Raw genomic sequence first — 17,597 nt, forward strand, 5'->3', positions numbered from 1 at the left:
GGTTACATTCCGAACCCGGAAGCTAAGCCTTACAGCGCCGATGGTACTGCAGGGGGGACCCTGTGGGAGAGTAGGACGCCGCCGAACAATTTTTGAAAAAGGCCCACACCTTATGGTGTGGGCCTTTTTGTGTTTCCTGTGTTTCACGACGGCTGAACCAGCTTCGCGTCGTACGCCAGGATGACCGCCTGAATACGGTCGCGGGAACCCGTCTTCGCAAGGATGCGGCCCACGTGGGTCTTCACCGTCGATTCGGCGAGGTGCAGGCGCGCGGCTATCTCCGTGTTCGTCCAGCCCTGGCCGATGACCGTCAGGATCTCGCGTTCCCGGTCGGTGAGCGAAGCGAGGCGAGGGTCCTCCGGTGCGCCGGCCTCCGCGGTGGGGCCGGACGGCAGGTGGTGGACGTAGGCGTCCAGGAGGCGGCGGGTCAGGCTGGGGGCGACGACCGCGTCGCCGGTGGCCACCGCGCGGATGCCGGACAGGAGTTCCTCGGGCTGGGCGTCCTTCACGAGGAAACCGGAGGCGCCCGCGCGCAGGCCGGCGTAGGCGTACTCGTCCAGGTCGAAGGTGGTGACGATCAGGATGCGGGTGCGGTCGCCGGCGGCGGTGATGCGGCGGGTCGCCTCGATGCCGTCCAGGCCGGGCATGCGGATGTCCATGAGGACCACGTCGGGATGGAGCTCGGCGGCCATCCGGACCGCTTCGGCTCCGTTCGTCGCCTCCCCCGCGACCGTCATGTCGTCCTGGCTCTCCAGCAGCATCCGGGAACCGAAGCGCTGAAGGGGCTGGTCGTCGGCGATCAGGACCGTGGTCACTGCGGGGATTCCTCCGGGAGGTGGAGACGGACGCGCCAGCCCCGCTCGGGGTGGGGGCGTGGGCCGGCCTCAAGTGTGCCGCCGTACAGGGACGTTCGCTCGCGCATTCCGGGAAGTCCCCGGCCCCCGCGGTCGCGGCCGAAGTCGTCGGCGCGGCCGGTGCGGCCCGTGTCCGTGATCGTGACCGTGACGGCGGCCTTCTCCTCGTAGGAGAGCTCTATCGCCGCGGTCGCGTCGGGGCCGCCGTGCTTGAGGGTGTTGGTGAGGGCTTCCTGGATGACGCGGTAGACGGTGAGCTGGCGGCCCGGGGGGAGGTCGGGGACGCCGTGGGTGGTGGTGCTGACGGGGAGGCCCGCGGAGCGGACGCCGTCGAGGAGCCGGTCGAGATCGGTGAGGCCCGGCTGCGGTGCCAGGTCGGGCTGGTTCTGTTCCTCCTCGCGCAGGACGTCGAGGAGACGGCGCAGTTCGGTGAGCGCTTGGCGGCTGGTGGTGGCGATGGCCTCCAGGGCCTGGCCGGCGCGCTCGGGGGACTTGACGGCGGCGTAACGGCCGCCGTCGGCGAGGCCGGTGATGACGGAGAGGTTGTGGCCGATGATGTCGTGCATCTCGCGGGCGATGCGGGCGCGTTCGGCGGCGGTGGCGAGCTGGGCCTGCTGGTCGCGTTCGGTCTCCAGACGGCGGGCCCGGTCCTCCAGCGCCTCCGTGTAGTGGTGGCGGGTGCGGACCGTGACGCCGATGAGGACGGCCACCGTGACGGACATCAGGTGGGAGCCGATCTGCTGGTCCCAGGTGCCCTCCCCGTGACGGACGACCGACAGCAGGACCGGGGCGAGTACCAGGGCCGTCGCCCACCACAGGTCGCGCAGGGGGCGGCGCAGGGCGAGGTGGTAGACGAGGACCAGCTGGAGCAGGGCCGCCTGGAGGGCCGCGCCGGTCCAGGCGTCGGCGGCGGCGAAGGGGATCGTGACGGCCAGGGCGGCCCCGGGGTGGGTGCGGCGGGCCAGGAGGGGGACCGAGAGGCCGAGGCTCATGGTGAGGAGCAGCCAGCCGGGGACGTCGAGGCTGTGGGCGTTGTGGCGCCAGCCGCCGCCCGCGTAGTCGATCAGGGCGGCCGTCACCCAGAAGGCGGTGAAGTGCAGGTCCCACAGCAGGGGGTGGCGTCGGTCGAAGGCGCGCACCCTGCGGGTGAGGCGGTGGGCGTACTCGGTGAGGGGCTCCGGCGCCCGGTCTTCCGTCACGGGGTCCATGGTGAGGGCTGCGGTGCCGGGCGTCACACGTCCCGGCGGCGCAGGACCGCCGAGGCGAGCGTGAGGACGACCGCCGTCCACAGAGCCATGGCCAGGAGGGCGGCGCCGGGTGTCGTCGAGCCGGGCATCGGCTGCGCGGTGGTGAGGGCCTCCAGGGCCTTGCCGGGGAAGTGGCGGGCGGCGTCGTCGACGAACGCGTACGGGAGCACGGCCAGCACCTCCGGGAGGATCATGACGATGCCGATGAAGACGCCGATGGCCATCGGGACCGAGCGGACCAGGGCGCCGATGCCCAGGGCGAGGACGGCGAGGAGGGTGAGTCCGGCCGCGTTGCCGACGAGGGCGCGCAGGACGCCGGGGTCGCCGAAGGAGGCCGCCAGGTCGGTGCCCGTGAGGAAGGACTGGGCCAGGGGGAAGGTGAGGAGGTTCGTCGCCAGGGTGAGGGGGAGGGCGACCGCGGCCAGGACGGCGGCCTTGGACCACAGGACGGGCAGGCGGCGGGGGACGGCCGTCATCGTGGCGCGGATCTGGCCCGTGGAGTACTCGCCGGCGGTGGCGAGGATGCCCAGGACACCGAGGTTGATCTGCGCGAACTGGGTGCCGAGGAGGACGAAGACGACCGTGTCCATGCCGCCGTCGCCCGTGCCGTCGTAGGCGGTGGCCAGACCCACGCCCATGGCCGCCGTGAGGGCGCTGGTGACGGCCAGGGTGATCCAGGTCGAACGCAGGGTCCGGAACTTGTGCCATTCGGAGCGCAGGACGCGGGCCGGGGTCACGCGGTGGGGGAGGGTGGTCGCCGTGGTCATGCTGCCGCTCCTTCCAGGGTCGCGGGGTATTCCACCGCGTCGCGGGTGAGGTCCATGAAGGCCTCTTCCAAGGAGGCGGTGCCGGGGGTCAGTTCGTACAGGGGGATGCCGTGGGCGGCCGCGGCGCGGCCGATGTGCTGCGCGTCCGTGCCGCGGACCCGGAGGGTGCCGGGGGTGTCGGTGGTGATGTCGACGCCGGGTGCGGTGAGGAGGCCGGCGAGGGCGGTGGCGTCCGGGGTGACGACCTTGGTGGCGCCCGCACCGGAGTGGCGTACGAAGTCGGTGACCGTGGTGTCGGCGAGGAGGCGGCCGCGGCCGATGATGACCAGGTGCTCGGCGGTGAGGGCCGTCTCGCTCATCAGGTGGGAGGAGACGAGGACCGTGCGGCCCTCCGCGGCCAGGGACTTGAGCAGGGTGCGGATCCACAGCACGCCCTCCGGGTCGAGGCCGTTGACGGGCTCGTCGAGGATGAGGGTGGCAGGGTCGCCGAGGAGGGCGGCGGCGATGCCGAGGCGCTGTCCCATGCCGAGGGAGAAGCCCTTGACGCGGCGGTGGGCGACGTCGGTCAGGCCGGTGAGGCCGAGGACCTGCTCGACCCGGGTGCGGGAGATGCCGTGGGTGTGGGCGAGGGCGCGCAGGTGGTGGTAGGCGGTGCGGCCGGGGTGGACGGAGCGGGCCTCCAGCAGGGCGCCGACCTCGGTGAGGGGTGCGGGGTGGGCGGCGTAGGAGCGGCCGCCGACGGTGGCGTGGCCGCGGGTGGGGGCGTCGAGGCCGAGGAGCATGCGCATGGTCGTGGACTTGCCGGCGCCGTTCGGGCCGAGGAAGCCGGTGACGGTGCCGGGGCGGACGGTGAAGGAGAGGTCCGTGACGACCGTCCGGTCGCCGTAGCGTTTGGTGAGTTCGTGTGCCGTCAGCATGCTTCGATGCTCGTGCGGGCGGGGGCGGCGGTCGTCGGACCGGCGGCGGTAATCGGGGTGAGGCGGGTCGTACCCGGGTACTACCGTGGCCGCATGAGCTATGTGATCCGGTCCGTGCGTGCCGAGGAGTGGCCTGCGGCGAAGGAGCTGCGGTTGGCGGCGCTGCGGGACCCGGTGGCGCACCTGGCGTTCCTGGAGACCTACGAGGAGGCCGTGGCCCGGCCGGACTCCTTCTGGCAGGAGCGGACGGCGGGGGCCGCCGAGGGGGCGGACAAGGCGCAGCAGATCATCGCCGAGGGGCCGGACGGGCGGTGGGTGGGGACGCTGACGGTGCTCGTCGAGGAGCCCGGGACGACCGACTGGGCCGGTTTTCCGGTGGAGCGCAAGCAGGGGCATGTGGTCGGTGTGTTCGTACGGCCCGAGGAGCGCGGGAGCGGGCTGACCGAGGTGTTGTTCGACGCGGCCCTGGAGTGGGCGTGGGGGCGGGGGCTGGAGCGGGTGCGGCTCATCGTGCACGAGGAGAACGGGCGGGCGCAGCGGTTCTACCGGCGGGCGGGGTTCCTGCCGAGCGGGCTGACGGTGCCGCTGGGCGAGGGCGGGGAGCGGGAGCTGGAGTTCGTGCTCGAACGGGAGTGAGTCTGTTCGGCGAGGGGCTTCAGGCGGGGCGGGGGTCGGGGTGAGCCTCGGACCGGCCGGGAGTCGGGGTGGGGCCTCACGCCGGCCGGGAGTCGGGGTGGGCCTCGGACCGGAAGTCCGGGTGGGGTCTCAGACCGGGAGTTCGTCGTGCGGCCAGCGGGCTCGGCCCTGTTCGCGGGACCGGAGCAGGGCCAGGGTCGGCATGCCCCGGTCCGCTCCGGTGGCCAGCAGCTCCGGGAGCTGGGGAAGCGGGGCCACGGCCGCGACGTCGTCCAGGACGAGCGTCATTGGTGGGTCGAGGCGACCGGCCGATGACCGTTCGGCCATGTGCCGGCCGCGCTCGACCACGCTGGAGACGAGGGCCGTCAGGAAGGGCATCGCGCCCGGGTTCGTCCTGGGGTCCTCGATGGATTCCCCCACTACGTAAAGCGTGCCCCCTTCGTGGACGAAGGAATCCAAGGCGAGGGCATCATTTCGGTTGGGAGTGCAGGCCTCACGGATGTTGATGGTGGAGAGGGCCGTGAGGGCACGGGTCGTCAGCTGCTGGGCCATGTCGCGGCGTTCGGGGTGGGCGGTGAGGGCGCCCTCGAGTTCGCCGGCGGAGCCGGGAGCGGCTTTGAGGCTGGTGCGGAGGATGCGTACGGCGTCCTGGATCTGGGTGCCCTGGGACCAGCGGTGGACATGGCGGATGGTGCGGCCGTCGATGGCGGCGGCGTGCAGGTAGCTCCGCAGGAGGGTGGTGGCCGTGTCGCTGACCGCCTGGTCGAGTTTGGCGGTGGGGCGTACGGGGGTGAGGAGGGCGGTGGCTCTGGTGGCCGCCGTCGCCTTGTCCTCGCAGCCGGCTGTGGGCGACCAGTGGAGGCGTGACGGGGTGTCGCAGAGGTGGGTGGGGTCGTAGAGGTGGATGGGGCCCAGTTTGGCTCTGGCGTCCTTCGTCTCCTGCCAGAGCGCGGGGTTGGATGTGACGACCAGGGTGGGGCCCGCCGCGTCGGCTACCGCTTGGGTGGCGGTGGTCTGGCGGGTTTCCCTCGGGGCTACGAGGATTCTTTCCCACCCGCCCACCCGTTCCTGCCCGAACAGGGATGCCGGGGTCGTGGGGGCCGTCACCGGGGCGGGGAGCGTGGGCGCCGCCGGGTACGCGGCCGACGCCGTCGGTTCCGGCGTCTGCGGTGGGTGCGTGGGCTCGGGGGCGGCGCGGCGGGGGGTGGGGACGTCGTGCTGCGGCGCGGCGGGGGCGTGGGCGTGGTACTGGGGTGTTGCCGACGTCCCGTGGTGTGCTGGGGCCGGTGCCGACGTCCCGTGTTGTGCTGGGGCCGGTGCCGACGTCCCGTGCTGTGCTGGGGCCGGTGCCGACGTCCCGTGCTGTGCTGGGGCCGGTGCCTGCTGTGCCTGCGGTGCGTGCTGTGCCGGTGTCGGCAGCCCATGTGGGGCCGGGGCCGGGGCCGGGTGTTCGTGGGTCGGAGTTGTGGTGGGGGTGTGCGTCGGAGTGCCTTCCGCCGGTGTTGCCTTCTCCAGGCGGCGTCTCGCGCGGACCGCCCGCCACCGGGCCAGTGTGCCCATCACGAACACCGTCAGGACGACCAGGATCATCAGCTGGCCGATGAACAGGCCCCAGAAGAGGCCGTACCCGGAGAGTTCGGCGGGGGGTGTCTCGGGCCAGGCGGCGGGGATGTCGTGGGGCTTGGCGATGAGGGCGCGCATGGCGAGGGGCGTGCGGGTGAAGGTGACGCCGGAGGGCCAGGAGCCGTGGGCGAACCAGGAGGCGAGGCCGGTGGCCGTCCACACCAGCACGGTCATGCCGAGGAGGAACGCGAGTATGCCGACCAGCAGGCCGTCGGGGATGCCTCCCTGGCCGTCCCGCTGGGGGTGGCGGTCGTCCGGTCTCACGTGTCCTCCCCTGCCGCCTACGCCACCGTCGATTCGGAGTCGCCCAGGTGGTGCTCCACGAAGGCCGCGGCCCGTTCCTCCGCCTCGAGTTCGGCGGCGTGCAGGGCGTCGTCCGTGAGGTCGGCGGAGGCCTCGGTCATCGCGCGGTCGGTGAAGACCAGGGGGCGTTCGGTCTCGGTGACCAGGTGTTTGACGACTTGGACGTTGCCGTTGACGTCCCAGACGGCGATGCCGGGGGTGAGGGTCGGGATGATCTCGACCGCCCAGCGGGGCAGGCCGAGGACCCGGCCGGTGGCCCTGGCCTCGTCGGCTTTCTGGGCGTAGATCGTCCTGGTGGAGGCCATTTTGAGGATGGCCGCCGCCTCCTTGGCGGCCGCGCCGTCCACGACGTCGGACAGGTGGTGGACCACCGCCACGAACGACAGGCCCAGGCGTCGGCCGAACTTCAGCAGGCGCTGGAACAGCTGGGCGACGAAGGGGCTGTTGATGATGTGCCAGGCCTCCTCGACCAGGAAGATGCGCTTCTTCCGGTCGGGGCGGATCCAGGTGTGCTCCAGCCACACGCCGACGATCGCCATGAGGATGGGCATGGCGATGGAGTTGCGGTCGATGTGGGACAGGTCGAAGACGATGAGGGGGGCGTCGAGGTCGATGCCCACCGTCGTCGGGCCGTCGAACATGCCGCGCAGGTCACCGTCGACGAGGCGGTCCAGGACCAGGGCGACGTCGAGGCCCCAGGCCCGTACGTCGTCTATGGCGACGTTCATCGCCTCGGCCGATTCGGGTTCGGGGTGGCGCAGCTGTTCGACGATGTCGGTCAGGACGGGCTGGCGGTCGACGATGGTCTCGTTGACGTAGGCGTGGGCGACCTTGAGGGCGAAGCCGGACCGCTCGTCCAGGCCGTGGCCCATGGCGACCTCGATGATCGTCCGGAGCAGCGCGAGCTGGCCGGTGGTGGTGATCGCGGGATCGAGCGGGTTGAGGCGGATGCCCATGTCCAGGGCCGCCATCGGGTCCAGGCGGATGGGGGTTATGCCCAGCTCCTGCGCGATGAGGTTCCACTCGCCGACGCCGTCCTCGCCCTGGGCGTCCAGGACGACGACCTGGCGGTCGCGGAAGCGGAGCTGGCGCAGGACGTACGTCTTCTCCAGCGCCGACTTGCCGTTGCCGGACTCGCCGAGGACCAGCCAGTGGGGGGCCGGGAGCTGCTGGCCGTAGAGCTGGAAGGGGTCGTAGATGTAGCCCTTTCCGGAGTACACCTCGCGGCCGATGATGACGCCGGAGTCGCCGAGGCCGGGGGCGGCGGTCGGGAGGTAGACCGCCTGGGCCTGGCCCGTGGACGTGCGCACCGGGAGCCTGGTCGTCTCGACCTTCCCGAAGAGGAAGGAGGTGAAGGCGTCGGTGAGGACGGACAGCGGGTCCCGCATCAGGTCCTACCTCCGAATGCCGGTGGCGAAGGGAAGGGTGTTCACGAAGGCGCGGTGGTGCTCGCGGTCGCACCATTCCAGCTTGAGGTACGACTTTCCGGCCGAGGCCCTTATCGTCCGCTTGTCGCGGGCGAGGGCGTCGGGGGAGCGGGAGCTGACGGTGATGTAGCCGACGAGGTTGACGCCGGCGGCGCCGCTGGCGAGGTCCTCGCCGCGCTGGTCGAGCCGGGAGTGCGCGGCGACGTCGCGCGGGTCGACGGTGCGGTTCATCTTGGCGGCGCGGGACGCCTCGGCCTCGTCGTTGGTCTTCTCGGTGAGCATGCGCTCGATGGCGACCTCGGTGGGTTCGAGGTCCATGGTGACGGCGACCGTGCGGATGACGTCCGGGGTGTGGACGAGCAGCGGGGCGAGGAAATTGACGCCGACGGGGGTCATCGGCCACTCCTTCACCCAGGCGGTGGCGTGGCACCAGGGGGCGCGGGTGGAGGACTCGCGGGTCTTGGCCTGGAGGTAGGTGGGCTCCATGGCGTCCAGCTCGGCCGGCCAGGCATTACGATTCGTCATCGCCTGGATGTGGTCGATGGGGTGGTCCGGGTCGTACATGGAGTGGATCAGCGAGGACAGCCGGCCCTGGCCGAGGGGCTGCCGGACGCGGATGTCTGCCTCCTGCAGGCGCGAGCAGATGTCGGTGAGCTCGCGGGCCATGACGACGGCGAGTCCGGCGTCCCGGTCGACCTTGCCGCCGTGGGCGCGGGCGGCGCGGGCCATGGCGTTGGCCTCGGCGGCGAGGTCGCGGGTGTAGTGCATGCAGGCGACGAGGTAGGCGCGGTGCTGCTCGCTGCTGGTGGACACCATCGACTGGAGCTGGTCGTAGGACTCCTGGAGCCAGGGCAGGGCCTTGTCGTCGCCGCGGACGGCGACGTCCTTGGCGTGGGCGTCCGGGTCGGCCGGGAGGGTGCGGGCCAGCATCTGCAGGCGGGTGACGAAGCCGTCGCCGTTGGCCACGTGCTTGAGCAGGGTGCCGAAGCGGTCGACGAGGGCTTCCTGGTCCTCGCTGTCGCGCAGGCCGACTCCGGGGCCCTCGATCTCGATGGCGGCGGTGACGGTCTTGCGGTCGGCGTGCAGGAGCACGGCGATCTCGTCGGGGCCGAAGGGGGCGGCCAGCCAGGTGATGCGGCCGATGCCCGGGGGCGGGCCGACCTCGATCTCCTTGCCGTCCAGCCGGGTGCCGGCCTCGATGGCGGTGGAGCGGTAGGTGGTGCCCTGTTTGAGGGTCCGCTTGTAGCTGCGGTTGATCTCGAACCACTTGTAGAAGGTGCGGTGCTTGTACGGCACGTACACCGCGGCCAGCGCCAGCATCGGGAACCCGGCGAGCAGCACGATGCGCAGCGACAGGACCGGGACGAGGAGCCCGCACATCATGCCGAGGAACGCGCCCACGACGATCAGGGCGATCTCGCCGGTCTCGCGGTTGCGGCCGATGATCGCGTTCGGCCGGGCGCGGCCGATCAGATATGTCCGGCGGGGCGTGACCGGATGGGACACGTGGGACTCGGTCGTCAACGCCCTTCACCTCCCGTGCGGTTGGTACTGCTGTTGCGGGTGTTGCTGGCGTGGGGAGTGTTGACGGGGCTGCTCGAACGGGGGGCGGGTGCGGCGGAGGGGACAGATCCGCCGCCGCCGTTCGAGGTGCGCGCACTGTGCGCGGCGACTCCGCCGGAGGCGGGGTTGCTGGGGCGGGAGGCGGAGGACTGGCTGCCTCCGCCGTTGTTGTCGGCGCGGGAGCTGTGGGTCTTGATGCCCTGCGCGACGAGGGTGGCCGGGGAGCTGATGACCGCGGCGGCCTTGCTCTCGGCGCCCTGCATGAGGCGGTTGTTGCGGGAGCCGGCGATCTCGTCGCCGAAGCCGGGGACGAAGCGGTAGATCATCGCGCTGGCGAAGATGGCGAGCAGGATGATGGCGAGGCCGGAGACGACGGCGGAGAAGGCGTTGGGTCCGTCGTCGGCGGAGAGTGCGCCGGCGAGGCCGAGGACGATGACGATGACCGGCTTGATGAGGATGACCGCGATCATGATGCCGGCCCAGCGGCGGACGTGGCCCCACAGGTTCTTGTCGACGAGGCCGGCGTAGACGACGGTGCCGAGGAGGGCGCCGACGTAGAGGAGCGCGGCCCTGATGACGAGCTCCAGCCAGAGGACGCCGGCGGCGAGGATGCTGACCAGGGAGACGACGATCAGCATGATCGGGCCGCCGCCGATGTCCTCGCCCTTCTTGAGGGCTTCGGAGAACGTGCCGAAGAACGCGTCGGTCTGGTCGCCGGTGGCTTTGGCGAGGACCTCGGTGACGCCGTCGGTGGCGGAGACGACGGTGTAGAGGATGAGGGGGGTGAAGGCGGAGGCCAGCACCGTCAGCCAGAGGAAGCCGATGGCTTCGGAGAGGGCGGTGGTGAGGGGGACGCCGCGGACGGCTCGCTTGGCGACGGCCAGGAGCCAGAGCAGGAGCGTGAGGATCGTCGAGGCGGCGAAGACGACGGCGTACTGCTGGAGGAACTTGGGGTTGGTGAAGTCGACGGTGGCGGTCTCCTGCACGGCGTCGCTGAGCTTGTCGACGGTCCAGGAGGCGGCCTCGGCGCAGCCCTTGGCGAGGGACGAGAGGGGGTCGAGGGTGGAGGTGGGGTCGAGGCGGGAGGTGCCGGATCCGCTGCCGCTGTCGGTGTCGCCTTCGCAGATCTCGAGCGCCCTGCCGGAGAGCAGGGAGCAGTTGTTCTTGCTGGGGCTGGGCGACGGTGTGGGTGCTGCGGTGGCCCGGGCGGCGAACAGAACCAGGGCCGTCTGTACGGCGGTGAGGGTTGCGGCGACCTTGACGGCGTGGCGTGGGCTACCGGGCATACGTGAACCCTCCGAACTCCTCGACGGCCTTCGAGATGGCGTCCGACGTCGACACCCTGTTGTCGCCGTTGACCGGCGCGGGGCCCTCCTTCTGGGAGAAGCTGTCGACCTTCCAGTCGCCGTCGGTCCAGCGCAGCTGGAGGGTCATGGTGAACCAGTCGTTGGCGACCGGGTTCTGCGAGCTCTCCCCGGTCATACCGAACACGCCGGTGCACCAGACCTCGACGGTGGCGGTGCTGCCGGAGAAGTCCGTGACCTTGGTGCCGACCGGCATGGTGCGGGAGACGTAGGTGCTGCCCTTGGGCGCTTCACCGTTCTCGTCCAGGCCGACCTTCTCCAGGAACGCCTTGCTGTAGACCTGGTCGAGGTTCCTCTCCAGCTCGGAGACCTTGCCCGCGTCGAACACCTGTCGGACGATCTCGGGTCGCCGTGCGGGCTTGAGGATGTCGGCGGAGACGAGGGCGACGGCGTAGTTCGCCGCCGCGCTCTCCGCACCCTCCTGGTCCTGGGCGAAGCCCGACGGGATGCCCGCGGCGGACTTGGACTTGACGGGGCGCTGGCCGGAGGGAGCCGTCGCTGCCGCGTCGGGCTTGCCGGAGGAGCCGTCCGTCGAAGAGGAACTGTCGCCGTCCCCCCGGTTCGCGAAGGCGATCGCTGCGATCAGGAGGACCACCACGCCGACCACCGTGACCAGGCTGCGGGACGAGGTGCGGCGGCGGGGGTCGCCGAAGGCGTCGCCGGGGTCGGGCAGGCGGGTGCGGGTCTGGCCCGTGCCGGCGTAACCGCCGGAGGACTCGTGGTCGTCACCGAGACTCATGCCGCGTACGCCCCCTCGACGTCGTGCGGAAACACTTCGTACCGGTCGTACTTTTCATACTGCTCGTACGACGGTAGCCGTGCTGGTTCCCGCGCGGGCGCGGTGTGGTGACTCGACATCAGGGAAACGCAACCTCAGCCGGTGGGCACGACGGGCGGGTGGGATGGAGGGGAGGGGGAGCGGACCGGGCGTCCCGGCGGGCCTACGGGTGCCCGGGCTACACGGCCATGCCGTACACGATCGTGAAGAGGGTGCCGAGGGAACCGATGATGAAGACCCCTGTGAGGCCGGCGATGATGAGGCCCTTGCCCTGTTCCGCGCTGAAGGTGTCACGCAGGGCGGTGGCTCCGATGCGCTGCTTGGCGGCGCCCCAGATGGCGATGCCGAGGCAGAGCAGGATGGCCACCGCCATCACGACCTCGATCATCACCTTCGCCTCGTTGCCCAGGCTGCCGAAGGGGCCCCAGTCCGGAGCGATCCCGCCGATGATGGTGTTGATGTCTCCCTTGTCGGCCGCAAAGAGCATGTAAGTCACCGCCCCTGTTGGGTAGTTCCGCACCCTCTGCGGTAGTGCAGAGGTCAGGCATCATTCTCGCCGACAATGATGCTGTCGGATGTCGACTTGGCGTCATTGATTGGCGGGTTTCGTACGAATACCTTGCCACCGTTCCGCTCCGGGCCCTAGGGGAGGGGACGGGCGGTGTACGAAGGATCGTATGGTCACTCTGTGTATCACGGCAGGTCACGCCGGGCAATGAGGCCTGAGCGGAACCTGGTGTGTGGTTCCGTCGTTGTGCCCTTTCACGGCCTTTCCCACCTTTGGCGGCTGTTTCTGACGGCTGGTCGGGTGAGGGGTCGCGCCGGTGTTCTCCGGGTGAAGGCTACCCGGGCGCGGCGAAGGGGGCGGCACCCCTTGGTGACGGTCTGTCACCGGGGGAAGTGCGTCGGCCGGCGCCGTGCATCCGTGCGCCGGGCCGGGGGCGTCGTGCTCTGGTCGTGCCGCTCGTGCCGGGGCCGCCGCCCCGAGTGCGCCGACTCTCCTGTCCGTGATCATTCCCGGGCGTGGCGGTCGCCTCTACACTGACCAACGGACTCCTGGGCGGCGAGGGGCGGTTGACGGTGCGTAAGGCGTGGATCGTGGCGAGTGTTGCGATCAGTTCCGCGCTGGCCTTCGTGATGCTGCTCGTCGTGGGGGTCTATCTCGTCGCCGGGAACCTGGTCAACGGCGTGGGAGGCGGGGCGAAATCGCTGGCCAAGGGGTCGGTGCCCGCCGCGTACGCGGCCCTCGTGGCGAAGTGGGGCAACCTCTGCCCCGCCATCAGCCCGGCCCTGCTCGCCGCCCAGCTCTACCAGGAGAGCGGATTCAACCCGAGGGCCCAGAGCCAGGCCGCGGCGCAGGGGATAGCGCAGTTCATCCCCGGCACGTGGGCCTCGCACGGCATCGACGGCGACGGCGACGGCGACCGGGACGTGTGGGATCCGAAGGACGCGATTCCGTCGGCCGCCTCCTACGACTGCGAACTCGCCTCCTACGTGAAGAAGGTTGGCGGGAATCCGACCGCGAACATGCTGGCCGCCTACAACGCCGGCGCGTACGCGGTGATCAAGTACGGGGGCGTGCCGCCGTACACCGAGACCCGCAACTACGTGAAGCGGATCACCACCCTCTCCGCGAGCTTCGAGGCGCCGGTCGGGCGGGTCGATCCCTCCGAGCAGGCCGCCGCCGCGATCGAGTACGCGCAGAAGAAGCTCGGCACGCCCTATCTGTGGGGCGGCACCGGCACCGCTGAACAGGGCGGACGCTTCGACTGCTCGGGACTGACCCAGGCCGCCTACGAGACCGTGGGCATCAGGCTCCCGCGTGTGGCCAACGACCAGTACAACGCCGGTCCGCATCCCTCCCGGGACGAACTGCTCCCCGGCGATCTGGTGTTCTTCTCGGACGACCTCACCAATTCCCGCGCCATCCGGCATGTCGGCATTTACGTCGGAGGCGGGTACATGATCGACGCGCCCCGGACCGGTGCCGTCATCCGATTCGACCCGATCGACACGCCGGACTACTTCGGAGCCACCCGCGTCACCGAAGATGGCGCGAAAGCACTGCCCACGACGGTGTGAACCGTGCGTGAACCCACCCCCTGAGCTGCGAAGACTTATCTCTCTTCGATAACGTCTGCGTGATCATTCGGTGGAGTGTGGAACGTATCAACGGGGACCATGCGTTCCTGTTGACGTAGCCGAGCAGACGTCCATTCGGTACGCGTCACGCACGCGTGCGGCGGAAGCGGATCTACAACCACGGGGGTGGCAGCAGCGGCGCATGCACGGGTGCGCCGGGACAGACGACGAAGGGGCCGCAGCACCATGGCTGGACTCGCCGAATCCGGGTCGAACCCCGACGTCGACCTGCTGTACGACATCAATGGCCTGGCCAAGGACGCGCCGGCCTGGTCCGACCGCGTCATGGAGTACGTCGGTGAGTACGGGCTGCTGCTCGGCATCGTCCTGCTCGTGGTGTGGTGCTGGTGGTCGGTGCGCAGGCGCGGCGGCGAGGACGCGGCGTCCACCGTCGCGGCGTTGGTCTGGGCGCCGTTGGCCGCCGGTATCGCGGTGCTGGTGAACGTGCCCATCCGGGGGTTCGTGGAGCGGCCCCGGCCGTTCCTGGACCACCAGGGGCTCGAGGTGCTCGTCCAGGGCAAGACCGACTACTCGTTCGTCAGCGACCACGCCACGATCGTCATGGCGATGGCGGTCGGACTGTTCGTCGCCCACCGGAAGTACGGACTCGTCGCCCTCGTGCTGGCGTTGTTCGGCGGGTTCATCCGCGTCTACATGGGTGTGCACTACCCGACCGACGTCGTGGGCGGGTTCGCGCTGGGCACCGCGGTGGCCCTGCTGCTGTCGCCGCTCGCCATGGCCCTGCTGACGCCTGTGGTGAAGGCCGTCGAGCGCTCGCCCCGGGCGGGATGGCTCGTGCGCGCCAGAGGGCGTGCCGAAGGGGAGGACACGGTGATCCCCGAGGCCCGCAGCGAGCGGACCTCGGAGCGGGACCTCGCCGCCTAGCGCGACGGCGCGACCTGCCTACAGCGCCTGGGGATGCGTGAAGAAGCGGTTCGGGTCGTACTGCTTCTTCAGCTTGGTCAGACGGGCCGCCGCGTCTCCGTAGTACGCCGTGCGCCAGTCGGTCAGGGTCGGGTCCGTGTAGTTCTGGTAGGCCGCCCCCGAGGCGTGGGGGCGCATGGCCTTGTGGGCCGAGCCCAGCCAGTCGCGGGCCGTCGTCCCGCCCGTGCCGGCCCGCCACGCGGCGATGTACTGGGCCAGCATCCGGGAACGGCGGTGGACGAACGCCGTGGCGGTGGGGGAGACGCGGTTCACCGCACCGCCCAGGGCCGTGAGGGCGATGCTGCCGGTGCCGCCGCGTACCGAGGCGATCTGGGCGAGCAGCGTGCGGATGCCGGCCGCGGACAGGGAGCGGTCGAAGAAGTCCGACGCCGCGGCGTAGGTCTCGCGGCCCAGCGCACCCTTCGGGGAGCGGCCCGGGGTCGAGCCGGGCAGATGGCACTGCGCGTCCGTCGGGAACGAGGAGCAGCCGGCGTACACCTCCATCGACTCCTCGTACGAGCGGCGCTTCAGGGAGACGCTGCGGGCCGGGGCGCCGACGCGGTCGGCCAGGCGGTCGACGGCGTTCTTCAGCTCGCCGTGGGTGCCGAGGGAGAACGCCGAGACCGAGACGGTCGGGGTGCCGCCCGCGGCGTTCGCCAGGTGCAGGGACGACCAGATCTCGTCGGGCTGCGACGGACCCCACTCCTGCCAGGCCTTCACCACCGCGGCCGCCTTCGACCAGGGCCAGGACAGGTACGCCGAGACGCCCTGCGGCGCCGGGTGGGTTTTGAAGTGCAGCTCCGTGACCACGCCGAAGTTGCCGTTGCCGGCGCCGCGCAGGGCCCAGAACAGGTCCTTGTTCTCCTGCGCGTCGGCCGTGATCTGCTTGCCGTCGGCGGTGACGAGGGTGGCCCGGGTGAGGCTGTCGCAGGTCAGGCCGTAGGCGCGGGAGACCACGCCGTGGCCGCCGCCGAGGGTGAGGCCGGAGACGCCGACGGTGGGGCAGGAACCGGCCGGTATGGTGACGCCCTTCGCGGCCAGGGCCCGGTAGACGTCGATGAGTTTGGCGCCGGCGCCGACCACCGCGGTGGTGCCCGAGGCCCGGACGCGGTTGAGCTTGGAGACGTCGACGATCAGACGGCCGTCGCCGGAGGACCAGCCGGCGTAGGAGTGGCCGCCGTTGCGGATCGCCACGCGCAGGGCGTGGGCGCGGGCGTAGGCCAGGGTCGTGCGGATGTCGTCCGTGTGGGACACGTAGGCGACCGCGGCGGGCTTCAGGTGGTCGAAGCGGGTGTTGTACAGCTGCCGGGCCGCGGGCCAGCCGGCGTCGCCGGGACGGATCAGCGGGCCGTCGAGGTCGCGGGCCAGGGCCGACCAGCCGGCCGCGGCGGTTCTCGACGTGGCGGAGGTGCGCACGGCGTCGGTCGCCGTGCCCGCGGAGCGGGTGCCCGACGGGGTGCAGGCGGTGGTGAAGGGGGTCGCGGCCGCGGCGATCGCCGCCGTGCCGCCTGTGAGGATCGTGCGCCGTTCCATGGGGCCTCCCGGTGGTTCCGCCCTGGGAGACGGGGGGACGGGGGGTGCGGGTTCCATGGCCCGGACACGGGTGGGGCGAAGTCCGCCACCGGCTCAGCCCGTCGCGTGCCGCTCGGCGTCCGTGCGTGCCTGGCTTCTCGCCCTCCGGGCCGGGCCGCGCCAGCCGCAGATGCAGTGGGCCATGCAGAAACGGCCCTTCTCCAGGGTCGTCGTGCGGTGTTCCGGGAGGTTGGGGGGAGGCTCCGGCCCGTCCAGATGCGCCACACCGATAACGTTACCCAGCACGGGCGAAGGGTACGTACGGCGGCCGTCGGCGGACGCGCGTGACGGGGGCACAAACCCGTCGTTAACCGGAACAACGAGGGGCCCGTGACGGACGTACCGGCTGGGGGTAGGCAGGCGATGACTGGGCGGCAGCGGGAACGGCGGCACCGGCGGACGCGAGCGGCGGTCGTCGCGGCCGTGGTCCTGGCCGGGGCGGGCCCGGCGTGCGCCGGGTGCTCCGGGGGTGACGCGGTCGCCGGGGACTCCCGCGGCGGGGAGGCCGTCACCGTGTTGCGCCAGGCCGCCGGCCGGCTCGTCGACGCGGGCAGCTCCAAGGCCCGTACGTCGATGGAGATGGCCGCCGGCGGGACCCGGGTGACCATCCGCGGGGCCGGGGCGTACGACTACCGCGAGCGGATGGGGCGGCTGAAGGTGCTGCTGCCGCAGGACCCCGCCGGGGTCGCCGAGCGCCGGCCGATCACCGAACTGCTCGCGCCCGGTGCGCTGTTCATGAAGAACCGGGGCGCAGGGGTGCCCCGGGACAAGTGGGTGCGGGTGGACACGCGGACCCTGTCCGACGGCAACCTCGTCACCGGCGGGGCCACCGACCCGTTCACGGCGGCCGAGGTGCTGCTCGGGACGCGGACGGCGACCTACGTCGGCAGGACGGAGGTCGCGGGCACCGCAGTGCGGCACTACCGGGGGACGGCGGACCTCGGCGACGCGGCCCGGCGGGCGTCCAAGGGGAACGAGGGGCCCCTGAAGGCGGCGGCCGAGGGGTTCGCCACGGCCGCGGTGCCGTTCGACGCCTACCTCGACGACGAGGGACGCATCCGCAAGGTCAGGCACCGTTTCAGCTTCCTGAACGGGCAGCAGAAGAGCCCCGTCGCCGTCGCCTCGACCACGCTGCTCTACGATTTCGGGGCCTCGGTGCGCGTACGGTTGCCGAGGGCCGACGACATCTACGCGGGCAGGATCGCCGAGGAGTGACCGGCGTGAACTAGCCCGTCCGTGCCATGCGCGGTGTGTGTGCCGCTCCCTACTCTAGGAAGTCGGCAACGGCAGAGATGAGGTGATGCACGTGGCTCCGGTCGGCGGTACGGCAGTTCAGGACCACGTGGCCCTCGCCGAGATCGAGCTGTGCGGAGAGCTGATCATCGCGGCCTCGGCCGCCCGCGAGCGGCTGAGCCTGGAGAGCATCGACGAGGTGCTGAGGGTGGCCGAGGAGCGGGGCTCCCCGGAGGGCTGAACGGCG

17 protein-coding genes and 1 rRNA gene are annotated in these 17,597 nt (G+C 71.3%); 6 read left to right on the forward strand and 12 right to left on the reverse strand.

Going from position 1 to position 17,597, the window contains the following annotated elements:
* Positions 1–87 (forward strand): 5S ribosomal RNA (gene rrf, locus ACFV20_RS17055); the annotation flags it as partial.
* Between the two features lie 56 nt (positions 88–143).
* Here the strand turns inward: rrf and ACFV20_RS17060 are convergent.
* Genes ACFV20_RS17060 through ACFV20_RS17075 form a run of 4 tightly spaced genes read right to left on the reverse strand, consistent with a single transcriptional unit; the run spans position 144 to position 3,785 of the window.
* A complete protein-coding gene (locus ACFV20_RS17060; protein ID WP_385657282.1) occupies positions 144–815 on the reverse strand; it encodes a response regulator in 672 nt (223 codons plus the stop codon).
* On the reverse strand, positions 812–2,062 hold the full coding sequence (locus ACFV20_RS17065; protein ID WP_385657675.1) for a sensor histidine kinase: 1,251 nt from the start codon (positions 2,060–2,062) through the stop codon (positions 812–814). The genes ACFV20_RS17060 and ACFV20_RS17065 overlap by 4 nt, the downstream gene beginning before the upstream one ends.
* Positions 2,063–2,085: 23 nt before the next feature.
* Positions 2,086–2,868, reverse strand: a complete 783-nt coding sequence (locus ACFV20_RS17070; protein ID WP_385657285.1) for an ABC transporter permease — start codon at positions 2,866–2,868, stop codon at positions 2,086–2,088.
* The gene (locus tag ACFV20_RS17075; protein WP_385657288.1) at positions 2,865–3,785 is read right to left on the reverse strand and encodes an ATP-binding cassette domain-containing protein; all 921 of its coding nucleotides are present in this window, start codon (positions 3,783–3,785) and stop codon (positions 2,865–2,867) included. The genes ACFV20_RS17070 and ACFV20_RS17075 overlap by 4 nt, the downstream gene beginning before the upstream one ends.
* Positions 3,786–3,878: 93 nt before the next feature.
* On the opposite strand from ACFV20_RS17075, the gene ACFV20_RS17080 reads away from it, so the two are divergent.
* Complete coding sequence (locus tag ACFV20_RS17080; RefSeq protein ID WP_385657291.1) at positions 3,879–4,421, forward strand: GNAT family N-acetyltransferase; 543 nt, start codon at positions 3,879–3,881, stop codon at positions 4,419–4,421.
* Positions 4,422–4,550: 129 nt separating this feature from the next.
* Here ACFV20_RS17080 and ACFV20_RS17085 read toward each other — a convergent pair whose 3' ends face one another.
* The 6 genes from ACFV20_RS17085 to ACFV20_RS17110 form a co-directional block, all read right to left on the reverse strand.
* Positions 4,551–6,308, reverse strand: a complete 1,758-nt coding sequence (locus ACFV20_RS17085) for a TraM recognition domain-containing protein (protein ID WP_385657294.1) — start codon at positions 6,306–6,308, stop codon at positions 4,551–4,553.
* Positions 6,309–6,325: 17 nt separating this feature from the next.
* Positions 6,326–7,735 (reverse strand): ATP-binding protein, encoded by a 1,410-nt coding sequence (locus tag ACFV20_RS17090; RefSeq protein ID WP_234845518.1) that lies wholly within the window; start codon positions 7,733–7,735, stop codon positions 6,326–6,328.
* A 6-nt stretch (positions 7,736–7,741) separates the two neighbouring features.
* Positions 7,742–9,298 carry an SCO6880 family protein gene (locus ACFV20_RS17095; protein ID WP_385657297.1) on the reverse strand — a complete coding sequence of 519 codons (1,557 nt, stop codon included), beginning with the start codon at positions 9,296–9,298 and terminating at the stop codon, positions 7,742–7,744.
* Complete coding sequence (locus ACFV20_RS17100) at positions 9,295–10,623, reverse strand: hypothetical protein (RefSeq protein WP_385657300.1); 1,329 nt, start codon at positions 10,621–10,623, stop codon at positions 9,295–9,297. Before ACFV20_RS17100 ends, ACFV20_RS17095 begins: the two co-directional genes overlap by 4 nt.
* On the reverse strand, positions 10,613–11,440 hold the full coding sequence (locus ACFV20_RS17105; RefSeq protein WP_385657302.1) for a hypothetical protein: 828 nt from the start codon (positions 11,438–11,440) through the stop codon (positions 10,613–10,615). The genes ACFV20_RS17100 and ACFV20_RS17105 overlap by 11 nt, the downstream gene beginning before the upstream one ends.
* Positions 11,441–11,657: 217 nt before the next feature.
* Entirely contained in the window at positions 11,658–11,966 is a 309-nt protein-coding gene (locus ACFV20_RS17110) for a hypothetical protein (RefSeq protein ID WP_003991275.1), read from the reverse strand.
* A 593-nt stretch (positions 11,967–12,559) separates the two neighbouring features.
* Here ACFV20_RS17110 and ACFV20_RS17115 point away from each other — a divergent pair.
* Together ACFV20_RS17115 and ACFV20_RS17120 are read left to right on the forward strand one after the other, a co-directional pair.
* Positions 12,560–13,561, forward strand: coding sequence for an NlpC/P60 family protein (locus tag ACFV20_RS17115; protein ID WP_385657677.1), 1,002 nt, complete (start codon positions 12,560–12,562; stop codon positions 13,559–13,561).
* A gap of 246 nt (positions 13,562–13,807) precedes the next feature.
* Complete coding sequence (locus ACFV20_RS17120; RefSeq protein ID WP_385657305.1) at positions 13,808–14,506, forward strand: phosphatase PAP2 family protein; 699 nt, start codon at positions 13,808–13,810, stop codon at positions 14,504–14,506.
* Positions 14,507–14,524: 18 nt separating this feature from the next.
* Here the strand turns inward: ACFV20_RS17120 and ACFV20_RS17125 are convergent, their stop codons facing one another.
* Together ACFV20_RS17125 and ACFV20_RS17130 are read right to left on the reverse strand one after the other, a co-directional pair.
* Positions 14,525–16,078 (reverse strand): FAD-binding oxidoreductase, encoded by a 1,554-nt coding sequence (locus ACFV20_RS17125; RefSeq protein ID WP_385657308.1) that lies wholly within the window; start codon positions 16,076–16,078, stop codon positions 14,525–14,527.
* A 93-nt stretch (positions 16,079–16,171) separates the two neighbouring features.
* Positions 16,172–16,363 carry a hypothetical protein gene (locus ACFV20_RS17130; protein WP_385657311.1) on the reverse strand — a complete coding sequence of 64 codons (192 nt, stop codon included), beginning with the start codon at positions 16,361–16,363 and terminating at the stop codon, positions 16,172–16,174.
* 117 nt (positions 16,364–16,480) lie between these two features.
* Here ACFV20_RS17130 and ACFV20_RS17135 point away from each other — a divergent pair, with 117 nt between their 5' ends.
* Together ACFV20_RS17135 and ACFV20_RS17140 are read left to right on the forward strand one after the other, a co-directional pair.
* Positions 16,481–17,332 (forward strand): hypothetical protein, encoded by an 852-nt coding sequence (locus ACFV20_RS17135; RefSeq protein WP_385657312.1) that lies wholly within the window; start codon positions 16,481–16,483, stop codon positions 17,330–17,332.
* A gap of 91 nt (positions 17,333–17,423) precedes the next feature.
* A complete protein-coding gene (locus tag ACFV20_RS17140; RefSeq protein ID WP_385657690.1) occupies positions 17,424–17,591 on the forward strand; it encodes a hypothetical protein in 168 nt (55 codons plus the stop codon).
* The last annotated feature ends 6 nt before the right edge of the window (positions 17,592–17,597 follow it).

The organism is Streptomyces sp. NPDC059696 (genome assembly GCF_042733745.1).
Taxonomy (GTDB): Bacteria; Actinomycetota; Actinomycetes; order Streptomycetales; family Streptomycetaceae; genus Streptomyces.